Consider the following 11,841-nt stretch of genomic DNA (forward strand, 5'->3'; position numbering starts at 1 on the left):
GTAAAGGCACCGAAGATTTAAACCGTTACCTGCTGCGACAAAAACAACAAGCTCAGGAGCACCACCATGAAAACCGCAACGCTCGCCACCCGCCGCTGGTGGTACATCATGCCCATCGTGTTCATCACCTATAGCCTGGCGTATCTGGATCGCGCCAACTATGGATTCGCCGCCGCGTCCGGCATGGCGGCGGACCTGATGATCACACCAGGGCTGTCGTCGATGCTCGGCGCGCTGTTCTTCCTCGGCTACTTTTTCTTCCAGGTACCCGGCGCGATCTACGCGCAGAAACACAGTGTGAAGAAGCTGATTTTCGTCAGCCTGATCCTCTGGGGCAGCCTGGCGACGTTGACCGGGATTGTCTCCAATGCCTACTGGCTGATCGTCATTCGCTTCATGCTTGGCGTGGTCGAAGCGGCAGTGATGCCGGCAATGCTGATCTACCTGTGCCACTGGTTCACCCGCGCCGAACGCTCGCGGGCCAACACCTTTCTGATCCTCGGCAACCCGGTGACCATGCTGTGGATGTCGGTGGTCTCGGGCTATCTGGTGCAGCATTACAGCTGGCGCTGGATGTTCATCGTCGAAGGTTTGCCAGCGGTGTTGTGGGCATTCATCTGGTGGCGTCTGGCCGATGATCGTCCATCACAAGCCAAGTGGCTCAACGATCAGGAAAAACAGGACCTGGAAAGCGCACTGGCCGCCGAACAGGTCGGCATCAAGGCCGTGAAGAACTACGCCGAAGCGTTCCGCTCACCCAAAGTGATCATCCTGGCCCTGCAGTTTTTCTGCTGGAGCATTGGCGTGTACGGTTTCGTGTTGTGGCTGCCGTCGATCCTCAAGGCCGGCGCGCAGATGGACATGGTCCAGGCCGGCTGGCTGTCGGCGCTGCCTTATCTGGCGGCCGTGATTGGCATGCTGCTGGTGTCCTGGGGTTCGGACAAGCTGCAAAAACGTAAACGTTTCGTCTGGCCGCCGCTGCTGATTGCTTCGATTGCCTTCTACGGCTCGTACGCATTGGGCGCTGAACATTTCTGGTGGTCCTACACCTTGCTGGTAATTGCCGGGGCCTGCATGTACGCGCCTTACGGGCCGTTCTTCGCAATCATTCCGGAAATCCTCCCGGCCAACGTGGCGGGTGGTGCCATGGCGTTGATCAACAGCATGGGCGCGCTGGGTTCGTTCGGCGGTTCTTATCTGGTCGGTTACCTGAACAGCTCCACCGGTTCGCCCGGCGCGTCGTACTTGTTGATGAGCGGTGCGCTGATGCTTTCGGTGGTGCTGACGATGTTCCTCAAACCCGGCGCCAGTGACCGCGAGCGGCCCACAGTAGCGCGCACCGCCACTGCACACTCTTGAATCGATGTTGAGATAACCACCATGAAAAAGCAGGTCGTTCTATACAAGAAACTCTCGTCGCCGCTAATGGCTCGCTTGCAAGAGCAGACCGAGGTAACAGTGATCGACAGCCTCGACGCCGAGGGCCTGGCGAGACTGCGTGATGCCCTGCCCCGTGCCCATGGCTTGCTCGGTGCAAGCCTGAAGCTGGATGCCGGACTGCTCGACCTGGCACCGAACCTTGAAGCCGTCGCCAGCGTGTCGGTGGGGGTCGACAACTATGACATCGATTACCTGACCGAGCGGCGCATCCTGCTGACCAATACGCCGGATGTGCTGACCGAAACCACCGCCGACACCGGTTTCGCGCTGATCCTGGCAACGGCCCGGCGGGTGGTGGAACTGGCGAACCTGGTACGCACAGGCGGTTGGCAGCGCAATATCGGCCCCGCACATTTCGGCATCGACGTGCACGGTAAAACCCTGGGCATCATCGGCATGGGCCGCATTGGCGAGGCACTGGCCCAGCGCGGGCATTTCGGCTTCGGCATGCCAGTGATCTACCATAGCCACTCGCCCAAACCGGCGGTCGAGCAGCGCTTCGATGCGCAATACCGCAGCTTGAACGACCTGTTGCAGCAGGCGGATTTCATTTGTCTGACCTTGCCGCTGACTGCGCAAACCGAGGGGCTGATCGGCGCCGATGAGTTTGCTTTGATGCGCCCGGAAAGCATCTTCATCAACATTTCCCGGGGCAAGGTGGTGGACGAAACCGCGTTAATCGACGCATTGCGCCGAGGACACATTCGCGCGGCCGGGCTGGATGTGTTCGAGCGTGAGCCGCTGAATCCGGATTCGCCGCTGTTGCAGTTGAGTAATGTGGTGGCGACACCGCACATCGGCTCGGCGACACATGAAACACGGGAGGCGATGGCCAGGTGCGCGCTGGATAATCTGCTGGCGGCGCTGGCGGGTGAGCGGCCGGCGAATCTGGTGAACACCGGGGCATGGAAGCGTTAGCCGTTCATCAAGCCACTGCTCCCGACAAGATTGAGGCAGCGGCTCAGCGATTGGTCGCTGCCGACGCCACGTATATCTCGCTGAACTTCGACAATCCTGAATTGAAACGGATCTTGCCGTGGACTTTATCCTTGGGGGCTAGCAGCACAATTGCCCCCACGATCACTTCGAAAATCCCGGCACCGACAATAACCAGGCCGGTTTCAAAGCGGGCATACAGCGCAGCACCGCAGGCACCGGCAATCAGAATCGACGCGCCCAGCGCCGCAAAACGCAGCCGTGCCAGCCCGGCGATTTCGCTTTGTCTGAACCGGGTTTGAATCAGCAGAATGAAGGAGATGTCGATCAGTGGCCCGCCGAGTGCCGCAAGACTTGCGCCGACCATCATCCCCGTGAGGACGTGTTCCGGTGGCAGGTACAGCACCGCCGCACCGATGATCGCGATGCCCAGGCCGTTAACCACGGAACCGAAGGTAAACCCGTGATACAAGCGACGGATCTGCAGATTGCCCACAACAAAAATGGAGATCAGGTTCCCTGCCCCGTAAGCCCCCATGATCAGGCCGTAGGCAGCAAACCCCTGTACCCCGAATCCCTGGATATCGTATTTGACGACTGCCAGCGCCATGCCGATCGATATCCCCACACTCCAGGCAACATTGCCCAGTCCCGCACACACATACACCGCCTGCATCTGGCTGCGTCCCGCAAGACTTCTCCAACCGGCGGTAAATCCGGCACGCCGGCTTGTTGCCTTGACAGGTTGGCGCGGCAACGCCTTGCCCAACTTCATGACCGCCCACGCGGAGATCAGGAAGGTGATGCTATTCAGGGTAAATAGATGCTCGATCGGGATCAGCAGCGTAATCGCCGCTGCCAGCATTGGCCCGATCACCCGGGCGACCCGGATGAGCGCATCGAACAGCGCATTGACCGATTGCAGCTGGTCCGGCGCCGCGGCAATCCGCGGAAGACTGGCGCGCAGCGCCGGCTCGAACAACGAGTTGACGATCATCATGAGCATGAGCGGCACCGCCAGCATCCACAGACTCATGATGCCGAATCCCCAAGCAAGCACCGGAATCAAGGCAAGCCCGGCCCGCGCCAGGTCGGCGCCGATCATCGTGCGACGGTGGTCCCAGCGCTCAGCCCATATTCCGCCCAGCAAAGCACCTGCCAACGCGGCAGCACCGCGTAAAGCACTGAGCCAGCTTGCATCGGTTCCGGCGATCTGCACCGCCATCCAGGCGATGGCAATCGCGAAGAGTTCGTCACCGATCGAAGAAAGCGCCAACCCTCCCCACAGCAAGGCTACGGGCCGCTGAAGCAACGGCCTGAACAATTTCATATCATCAACTCCGCACAGTCACTCAACAGGTCTGAAAAAAGCCTGTCGTCTCGTTACCCGCGATCCTGAACACCCCACTCGCGAGCACTCCCCTCTCCTCCACCTCAATGCAGTCTCCTATGTGGGAAGGGCACGAACCCACTAGACTTCCGGTGGGTGAAGCACCACCTACATTTACAACCCGCATTGCCAGGCCAACGACGATGCCTTGCAGATGGCGCGCGCCTGCATTCCCCACATCGCCATCGTTCACTTATTGGACAACCTGAGAACGGAGTAACGGATGCTTTATTTTCAGCAAATGTTGGGCACCGCCGTGTTTGCCATTACCGGATTGTTAGCTATCCAAAAGGTAGGTGTCGATCTGTTCGGGGCCGTAGTGCTGGGCATCATCACTGCTATTGGTGGTGGCACCATTCGAGACCTACTGCTGGATCAACCGATTTTCTGGATTGCAGACTTCAACTACATCTGGGTCGCATTGGTTACCTCACTACTGGCATTTTTTCTCACCAATAGATTGCACAAACGCTATCAGCTATTGCTGTATCTCGATGGTTTTGCGGCCGCACTGTTCGGATTAGTCGCTACTGAGAAAGTGATGGCATTACAGCTTGGTGCACCTTTGGCAGTGATGATGGGCGTGCTGACCAGTATTGGAGGTGGCATAGCGCGTGATGTGCTAGCCGGCAGGGCCTCGTTGTTGATGTCACGAGAGATCTACGCTACACCAATCCTGCTGGGGTGCACCTTGTATGTCTTGCTGCGCGATACATTTCCGTCAATCCGGATCGCTGGTTGGATCGCTTTGATACTTACCTCTGGATTCAGGTTTCTCGCCATTTATAAAGGGCTCCAAATGCCAGCGATTTTCTCCACCAGGCAGAGGTAAGTCACGCGAGCTTGATGGCCCCGCCTTGGATATCGTCCCGCGCCATTCGCAAGTCATTGGCGTCTTGGTTGAGCCGATGAATCAAGTTCAGTAATCGTTGGCGCAACACCTCATCCTGGAGCTGCTCTGCAGCACGCATCACATCAAGCGCCGCTGCCTCATTGTTGGTGGCAACGGAATCGAGCAGTTTGCGCATGCTTCTTGATGGCCGATTCATCTCCAACCCTCCCTGGTTTCAGTGGTGCGAATCATATGGCCGGAATGTTTCGTTAGTGTTTCAGCTGTACGAACTGGTTTTGAATCACCGGCTCTGGCTGGTTTGACACTAGCTGGAGTGACACCCCTGAGGGGGCGATTACACTTGTAACAGCCCATCCGCGATGAAGCTAAGCGGCCCGTTCCAGGGCGTCCAGCAAGCCAACAAACTCCAGCGAAAGCTTATGTCGCGGGGCCAAATGGACGATGGGAACTGACATTTCGTGAGATTCGCGCATCTTGACGGAGCTGCTCAGATAGACCGGTAGCACTGGCAAGCCTTCGGCCAGCAACTCATTCACGAGAGATTGGTGTAGGCCGGTATACCCGGCGAACTGGTTGACCACCACCCCTTCCACTTTCAGTGATTCATTGTGATCAAGACGTAGTTCTTCTACCTGTGCGATAACACGGTACATCGCCTGGCGAGAAAAGCTGTCGCAATCGAATGGAATCAGCAATCGATCTGCAGCCACCAGCGCGCTGAATGTGTAGAAATTCAGCGACGGAGGCGTATCGATATAGATGCGCTCATAGTCCTCGGACAGCTCTACCAGCAACTTGCGCAGCTTGTTGATCTTGAACCTGCTCTCGAGTTTTGACTGGAGGTCTGACAGTTCAGAGCTAGCAGTCACCAGGTGAAGGTTGTCGTAAAGGGTCTCGGTGATGGCCACTCGATTCCTTCTGCCTTCAAAGCCACTGGACAGTGTTTGTTTGAAGAAGTCCGCTATGCCTGCGGGAATGTGCTCGTCGGTCAAGCCCGTGAGGTAGTGAGTCGAGTTTGCCTGGGGGTCGAGATCTACCAGCAGCGTTCGGTAACCTTCGGCAGCACTCACGGCGGCAAGGTTGCAGGCAATGCTGGATTTCCCAACGCCCCCTTTCTGATTGAATATGACACGACGCATAGGGCTTGCTCATCCATGAAAAAGGCCAAAGGCCGACTGAAGTGTGTAAGAAGTCATGTCAACTCTATGACGGCAACATTACAGTTTTGCGACAGCGATTGACCAAAGCTGCGCACTAGAGCATTTGACTGCCAACACAAGGTGGTAGCGATAGATTTACACGGATGAACAATCCCCTGGGTTTGCCAATGTTAGCCGCTGCAGCAAACCTTCCACGTCAGCTAGCGCTGGAGCATGGGCTCCGGCATGGCGGCAAGATATGGATGCGCAAGCCGCTGAAAATTGCAGGCGCTCTCTCAAGTCCGCGATCCCCAACAACTCCGCAGCCAGCCAACCAGCCATACACGCGTCTCCTGCTCCAACCGTGTCCTCTACCTTCACGGCGATAGCCGGCTGATCGAGTTGGCTGTCCGGGGTGTGGAGAACCATCCCGTGTTCCCCTCGGGTAAAAAGGATCTGCGCCTGAGGATTAAGAGCGCGAAGTTCATCCATTGCCTGGTGTTCTGTCAGCCCTGGATAAACTTGCCGAAGGTCTTCGTCGGAAAGCTTGATCATGTCAGCAAGGGTGGTCATCGTAGGGAAGGTCTGCTCCCGATAATGGCTATCCATTAAATTGCGCCAGTTCGGATCATAGCTAATCCGTTTACCGGCTTCTTTGGCCTGCTGAGCAATTTTAACCAGCCTGTCTGCGAGTGGCTGTCGAGCCAAACTGATGCAGCTGAAATGACACAGCTCTGCATGGTTGATCCATCCATCGGGCATCAGATCCGGATCAAAAAACAGATCGGCATCTCCAGCAAAAAAATACCTTGGAGGACGGCTCGATGGAACGATGGCGACCAAAGGATCTCGGTCTACCCGTTGGATAAACCTCATATCCAATGCTGCCGCTTCCGACTGTGAAACTATCTCGTCACCCAGTGAATCCATGCTCACCGCCCCAGCAAAAGCGCTGCTGACACCCAAGCGACTTAGCGCTCGTGCAACGTTCCAGGGAGCACCACCCGGGTAGCCCTTCCACTGTCCAGGAGTGCCTTGGACAAGATCGGTCAGGGCTTCGCCAAACACTACTGCGCGAGGCAATACCATCGTCATTTCCTCAATTTTTTGTCGTAGGGAACTGCTGGCTGATCAGATTCGACCGGTAATCACTGACTCAATGCGTTTTGATGAAAGGCAGGGTTTGTTGAAGTTAGAGAAGTTCTCATGGCCAACCTCAAAGCAGATGTTGGCCGAACGCGCTTGAATATTAAAACCAGGTTTCCATTTGTATGCCGTATTGCCATACACCTCCGGCTTTGAAGTCCGTCATGCCAAAGGAGTCTGTGGTACTGAATCTGTCCAGATCCGAAGACCAGTTCATGAAGCTTGCGAACACTCGCAATTCGGGACGTGTAAGAAGATCTCCAACCTCGGGTTTAAATGTCGGGGCGACAGTGAATTTCCAAAAGTTACCGTCGACCGCATTACGTTGTAGATAGTCCTTCGGATCAAGGTTCATGGTTTGCCAGCTTATTTCGTAGGCCATCTCGAAATTGCTGTTGATTTTATTGGCCAAACGCACGTTCAGGGTCAGCCAGCGGTAGTCGTCACCCTTGACGTATCTATCCTTGCTCTGTTCGGCCAGCAAGCTGGGGCCGATACGCCAGTCAGGCGCAAGGGGTGTCTCACCGTAAAGTGCCAGACGCAGAGCGCGGGCATCGTCGATCAGTTCACCATCCGAGCCGACGTTCTTGACCTCAGCTCCCAGACCTTGCCCATAGAGCAGCGCCGTTTTGAAGAAGCCTTCCCTGCCGAAAAAGTTTTTCTGGTGATTGGCCAGCATGCTGTGCAAGCCGGAATCCGCAGGCGTCAAACCCGCTGCATTGGTTCGGGTAGCGAAATCGTTTTTCTTTGCGCCGATGGCATTGAACATCCACTGCCACTGACCATCCTCGAAGAACTGGTTGGAGGTCAGGATGTAGCTTTCCACATCGGCACTAAGATCGCCTTGACTGAAATCCCCGTAGTTGCGCCCGATCAAAGAGTAGTTCGAACGCCAATTCTTGTTCATCTGCATATCGTAGATTCCACCCCCGGTGCCGGCCAGATAAACAACGTCCGAGTCCAGCCAGTGGATATCGAAATTATCTCTATCGAATCGCTTGCCTGCCCACAGGGTGGCGTTCTCGAACACTGAATTGCCCTTGAATGCCGCGAGATGGTCAAGCGCTGTGAATACCTGGCGCACGTTCAGTTTGCTTTCGTCGGCCGTCCAGTCATTGGAACTTTCCACACCGTCGGCGATGGAGACCGTGAATTTGGAACGGGTGCCGTTTTGCGCATAGATCTCTTTCGACAGGTCTATACGCATGTAGGTGTCGTCTTCGTTACCGAGTCGCCCGACTGCACCACCGACTGAACCGGCAGGAGTTTCATAAGGGCCGCCACGACCACCCCCCAGCCGATCGTTGATCAGCAATCCGGAGCGGGCGTAGCCGTTGAAGCTGAACCCATCAGTGAGGTGTCCGGTACTGCCCTCTTTCTCCAGGCTTTGCTGGCGGGCCTCGAGTTTTGCCAGGCGGGTATCCAAAGCGGGCGCCGAAATTACTGCCGCAGTAGACGCGGCAGGCTGCAAGGGAGCAGTGGCGAGTTTGATCTGCTGCAATTCCCTGGCAAGTGCCTGGGTTTGCTGTTCGGCTGCGGCCGCACGCTTCTCCGCTGCGCTGGTACGGGCTTCAAACGCGGCCATGCGTTCTTCCAGAGTCGCGGCCTGAGAGGTTACCGCCGAGGTGCCGAGCACGCCTGCGAGTAGCCAGCTTGATGCTTTCTGCATGTGAATTTCCTGTTTTGTTTTTATTTTTCTGTTCCCGCGAACGGCCTTCTTTCGTCAATTGGGAATTGTCAAAATTGACGAAAAAAAGGATGCCTCATCGCAAATACGCTGCTACATTTGGCGATGTTAACGTTAACTTTTCTAAAAACAAAAATAAAGAGGGCTTTATGAAACAGCTAAAATCTCTCCTTCCAGCCGCACTACTCACCCTCTGTGCCGGATTTCCATGCCTCTCGAGCGCAGCCGACTTAACGATCTCGTGTGGTGCGGTGGGTGCGGAGTTGCAGCTCTGCAAGGAGGCTGTCGAGGCGTGGTCGAAACAGACCGGCAACAACGTCGAGGTGGTTTCCACCCCTAACTCGGCGACCGAGAGGTTGTCGTTCTATCAACAGATCCTCAGTGCGCAATCCAGCGACATCGACATCATTCAAATCGATATGGTGTGGCCAGGGATGCTGGCCAAACACTTGATGGATCTGCGCGAGGTGCTACCTGCCAACGCGACCCAAGGCTACTTCCAGGCACAGGTGGATAACGCCACGGTGAACGGACGGTTGGTGACGATGCCGTGGTTCACCGACTCGGGCCTGCTGTATTACCGCAAGGACTTGCTCGAGAAGTACAACCAGCAGGCTCCCCAGACCTGGGAGGAGATGACTGCTACCGCCAGGAATATTCAACAGGCTGAGCGCAATGCCGGGAACCCCAATGCGTGGGGTTACATCTTTCAGGGGCGCGCCTACGAAGGCCTGACGTGTAATGCCCTGGAGTGGATCAGCAGCCAACCGCAAGGCGGGCTGGTCAATCCGCAAGGCGACATCGTGGTCAACAGTCAGGCTTCAAGAGCTGCTTTGACCCTGGCGAAAAGCTGGGTGGGAGACATCTCCCCGCGTGGCGTACTCAACTACACCGAGGAAGAAGGTCGTGGCGTATTCCAGTCGGGCAATGCGCTGTTCATGCGTAACTGGCCTTATGTCTGGGCGTTAGTGCAAAGCCAGGACAGTGCGGTAAAAGACAAAGTCGGGGTCGCTCCCCTGCCCCGCGGCGGCGAGACCGGCAGCCATGCCTCCACCCTCGGTGGCTGGGGCCTGGCGGTATCGCGCTACAGCGCCCATCCAAAACTTGCCGCCGAGCTGGTGAGCTACCTGACCCGTGCCCAAGAGCAAAAACGCCGTGCCCTGATCGGCGCCTATAACCCGGTTATCGAGTCGCTGTATCAGGACCCCGAATTGCTCGCGGCCATGCCTTATTACGCCCAGCTGCACAGCATTCTCAACGATGGGGTCATGCGCCCCGCCTCCATCACTGCCGATCGCTATCCACGAGTCTCCAATGCGTTTTTCGATCGAGTGCATGGCGTGCTGGCGGGCGAGTTGCCTGTGGATCAGGCGCTGGCCGAGCTGGAAAGCGAACTCACGCGCATCAAACGCCGGAACTGGTAAGCCACAAGGAAGAAAATCGCCATGTCTGTCTCTACGACCCATGTCCCCTGTGACGAGCTTCTGCTCACCAGGGAAACGCCCGTACAACGACGCCGGGTACGCGCCGCCTGGCTGTTTCTGACACCGATGCTGTTGTGTCTGACGCTGGTGGCAGCCTGGCCGCTACTGCGTACATTCTGGTTCAGCCTGACCGACGCCAGTCTGTCGGACACCGCTGGCGGATCCTTCGTCGGCCTGAGCAATTATCTGTTCCACAACGGTTCCACCTGGTCGGGCATCCTGGTCGATCCTCAGTGGTGGAACGCGGTGCGCAACACCTTGCATTTCACTGTGGTATCGGTGGGACTGGAAGTCGTCCTGGGGCTGCTGGTGGCGTTGCTGCTGAACATCAAGTTCACCGGCCGTTCCCTGGTGCGGGCGTTGATTCTGATTCCCTGGGCGATTCCTACCATTGTCTCGGCGAAGATCTGGTCATGGATGCTTAACGACCAGTTCGGCATCATCAATCACCTGATGCTGAGCCTCGGCCTGATTGACGCGCCCCTGGCCTGGACGGCCGATGCGGACCTGTCGATGTGGGCGGTGATCCTCGTCGACGTCTGGAAGACCGTGCCGTTTGTCACGCTGCTGATGCTGGCGGCCTTGCAGATGTTGCCGAGCGATTGCTACGAAGCCGCGAGGGTCGATGGCATTCATCCGCTGAAAGTGTTCTGGCGTGTCACCCTTCCCCTGCTGATGCCCGCACTGCTGGTGGCGGCAATCTTCCGCATCCTCGACTCGCTGCGGGTATTCGATGTGATCTATGTGCTGACCTCGAACTCGTCGAGCACCATGAGCATGTCGGTGTATGCCCGCCAGCACCTGGTGGAGTTCCAGGACGTCGGTTACGGCAGCGCGGCCTCGACGCTGCTGTTTCTGGTGGTTGCGGTCATCGCCATGCTTTATCTCTACCTCGGACGCCGTCAACTGGAGGTCCGGTCATGAACCTGCGCCTACTGAAAAAAGCACTGTTGCGCCTCGGGTTCTGGTGCCTGATCGGAGTATTGCTGCTGTATGCGGTTTTCCCTTTCTACTACGCCATCGTGACTTCACTGAAGCCGTCCAGCGCCTTGTTCGAGGTGAGCTACTGGATCGACAACCCCGACTTCTCCAACTACGCGGCGGTACTCCATCAAGCCTCATTCCTGCGGGCTATCGGTAATTCGCTGGTGGTGGCGCTATGTGTGGTGACACTGGCGCTGTTCCTCAGCCTGACCGCCGCCTATGCCTTGGGCCGGGTGAAGTTCCGAGGGCGTGGCACGGTGTTGATGCTGGTTCTTGGTGTGTCGATGTTTCCCCAGGTCGCTGTGCTGTCGGGTCTGTTCGAAGTGATCCGCGCCCTGGGCCTGTACAACACGTCCTGGGCGTTGATCCTGAGCTACACGATTTTCACCCTGCCCTTCACCGTCTGGGTGCTGACCACATTCATGGGGCAACTGCCTCATGAACTGGAAGAAGCGGCCATCATGGATGGCGCGTCCCCATGGGTCACGCTGACCCGGGTGCTGTTGCCGCTGCTCTGGCCTGCGCTGGTTACCACCGGTTTGTTGGCCTTCATCGCCGCATGGAACGAGTTCCTGTTTGCCCTGACCTTCACCCTCACCGACACGCAACGCACAGTGCCGGTGGCCATTGCCCTGATTTCCGGCGGCAGCCCCCATGAGTTGCCTTGGGGATTATTGATGGCTGCATCGGTGCTGGTCACTGTCCCACTGGTGATTCTGGTGCTGATCTTCCAGCGCCGAATCGTTTCCGGTCTCACTGCCGGCGCGTTAAAGGGTTGATGC

The 11,841-nt window shown here is 57.1% G+C and carries 11 protein-coding genes; 6 read left to right on the forward strand and 5 right to left on the reverse strand.

What is annotated here, in order from left to right:
- Positions 1 to 66: 66 nt before the first annotated feature.
- Both ACM6IT_RS27775 and ACM6IT_RS27780 read left to right on the forward strand, forming a co-directional pair.
- Positions 67 to 1,359, forward strand: coding sequence for an MFS transporter (locus ACM6IT_RS27775; protein ID WP_056724869.1), 1,293 nt, complete (start codon positions 67 to 69; stop codon positions 1,357 to 1,359).
- 21 nt (positions 1,360 to 1,380) lie between these two features.
- Entirely contained in the window at positions 1,381 to 2,358 is a 978-nt protein-coding gene (locus ACM6IT_RS27780) for a 2-hydroxyacid dehydrogenase (protein WP_414919094.1), read from the forward strand.
- Positions 2,359 to 2,401: 43 nt separating this feature from the next.
- Here ACM6IT_RS27780 and ACM6IT_RS27785 read toward each other — a convergent pair whose 3' ends face one another.
- Positions 2,402 to 3,706 (reverse strand): MFS transporter, encoded by a 1,305-nt coding sequence (locus ACM6IT_RS27785; RefSeq protein WP_414919095.1) that lies wholly within the window; start codon positions 3,704 to 3,706, stop codon positions 2,402 to 2,404.
- A 283-nt stretch (positions 3,707 to 3,989) separates the two neighbouring features.
- Between ACM6IT_RS27785 and ACM6IT_RS27790 the strand changes: the two genes are divergently transcribed.
- The gene (locus ACM6IT_RS27790) at positions 3,990 to 4,598 is read left to right on the forward strand and encodes a trimeric intracellular cation channel family protein (RefSeq protein ID WP_414919096.1); all 609 of its coding nucleotides are present in this window, start codon (positions 3,990 to 3,992) and stop codon (positions 4,596 to 4,598) included.
- Between the two features lies 1 nt (position 4,599).
- Here the strand turns inward: ACM6IT_RS27790 and ACM6IT_RS27795 are convergent, their stop codons facing one another.
- The 4 genes from ACM6IT_RS27795 to ACM6IT_RS27810 all read right to left on the reverse strand — a co-directional run bounded on the left by ACM6IT_RS27795 (position 4,600) and on the right by ACM6IT_RS27810 (position 8,573).
- Entirely contained in the window at positions 4,600 to 4,815 is a 216-nt protein-coding gene (locus ACM6IT_RS27795) for a hypothetical protein (protein ID WP_056724876.1), read from the reverse strand.
- A gap of 169 nt (positions 4,816 to 4,984) precedes the next feature.
- A complete protein-coding gene (locus ACM6IT_RS27800; RefSeq protein ID WP_056724878.1) occupies positions 4,985 to 5,758 on the reverse strand; it encodes a ParA family protein in 774 nt (257 codons plus the stop codon).
- A gap of 156 nt (positions 5,759 to 5,914) precedes the next feature.
- On the reverse strand, positions 5,915 to 6,847 hold the full coding sequence (locus tag ACM6IT_RS27805) for a carbohydrate kinase family protein (RefSeq protein WP_056724880.1): 933 nt from the start codon (positions 6,845 to 6,847) through the stop codon (positions 5,915 to 5,917).
- Positions 6,848 to 7,007: 160 nt separating this feature from the next.
- Positions 7,008 to 8,573, reverse strand: a complete 1,566-nt coding sequence (locus tag ACM6IT_RS27810; RefSeq protein ID WP_414919097.1) for a carbohydrate porin — start codon at positions 8,571 to 8,573, stop codon at positions 7,008 to 7,010.
- Positions 8,574 to 8,740: 167 nt separating this feature from the next.
- Here ACM6IT_RS27810 and ACM6IT_RS27815 point away from each other — a divergent pair, with 167 nt between their 5' ends.
- Genes ACM6IT_RS27815 through ACM6IT_RS27825 form a run of 3 tightly spaced genes read left to right on the forward strand, consistent with a single transcriptional unit; the run spans position 8,741 to position 11,838 of the window.
- Positions 8,741 to 10,015, forward strand: coding sequence for an ABC transporter substrate-binding protein (locus tag ACM6IT_RS27815; RefSeq protein ID WP_414919098.1), 1,275 nt, complete (start codon positions 8,741 to 8,743; stop codon positions 10,013 to 10,015).
- A 21-nt stretch (positions 10,016 to 10,036) separates the two neighbouring features.
- Positions 10,037 to 10,999 carry a carbohydrate ABC transporter permease gene (locus ACM6IT_RS27820; RefSeq protein ID WP_414919099.1) on the forward strand — a complete coding sequence of 321 codons (963 nt, stop codon included), beginning with the start codon at positions 10,037 to 10,039 and terminating at the stop codon, positions 10,997 to 10,999.
- Complete coding sequence (locus tag ACM6IT_RS27825) at positions 10,996 to 11,838, forward strand: carbohydrate ABC transporter permease (protein WP_056724890.1); 843 nt, start codon at positions 10,996 to 10,998, stop codon at positions 11,836 to 11,838. Before ACM6IT_RS27820 ends, ACM6IT_RS27825 begins: the two co-directional genes overlap by 4 nt.
- Positions 11,839 to 11,841: the final 3 nt, after the last annotated feature.

This window comes from Pseudomonas sp. IT-P4, assembly GCF_949767755.1.
GTDB classification, from domain to species: Bacteria; Pseudomonadota; Gammaproteobacteria; order Pseudomonadales; family Pseudomonadaceae; genus Aquipseudomonas; species Aquipseudomonas monachiensis.

Bases quoted from the DNA above. Each gene is read 5' to 3' on its own strand.
- ACM6IT_RS27775 (WP_056724869.1), top strand. From the start codon at position 67: ATGAAAACCGCAACGCTCGCCACCCGCCGCTGGTGGTACATCATGCCC.
- ACM6IT_RS27780 (WP_414919094.1), top strand. From the start codon at position 1,381: ATGAAAAAGCAGGTCGTTCTATACAAGAAACTCTCGTCGCCGCTAATG.
- ACM6IT_RS27785 (WP_414919095.1), bottom strand. From the start codon at position 3,706: ATGAAATTGTTCAGGCCGTTGCTTCAGCGGCCCGTAGCCTTGCTGTGG.
- ACM6IT_RS27790 (WP_414919096.1), top strand. From the start codon at position 3,990: ATGCTTTATTTTCAGCAAATGTTGGGCACCGCCGTGTTTGCCATTACC.
- ACM6IT_RS27795 (WP_056724876.1), bottom strand. From the start codon at position 4,815: ATGAATCGGCCATCAAGAAGCATGCGCAAACTGCTCGATTCCGTTGCC.
- ACM6IT_RS27800 (WP_056724878.1), bottom strand. From the start codon at position 5,758: ATGCGTCGTGTCATATTCAATCAGAAAGGGGGCGTTGGGAAATCCAGC.
- ACM6IT_RS27805 (WP_056724880.1), bottom strand. From the start codon at position 6,847: ATGGTATTGCCTCGCGCAGTAGTGTTTGGCGAAGCCCTGACCGATCTT.
- ACM6IT_RS27810 (WP_414919097.1), bottom strand. From the start codon at position 8,573: ATGCAGAAAGCATCAAGCTGGCTACTCGCAGGCGTGCTCGGCACCTCG.
- ACM6IT_RS27815 (WP_414919098.1), top strand. From the start codon at position 8,741: ATGAAACAGCTAAAATCTCTCCTTCCAGCCGCACTACTCACCCTCTGT.
- ACM6IT_RS27820 (WP_414919099.1), top strand. From the start codon at position 10,037: ATGTCTGTCTCTACGACCCATGTCCCCTGTGACGAGCTTCTGCTCACC.
- ACM6IT_RS27825 (WP_056724890.1), top strand. From the start codon at position 10,996: ATGAACCTGCGCCTACTGAAAAAAGCACTGTTGCGCCTCGGGTTCTGG.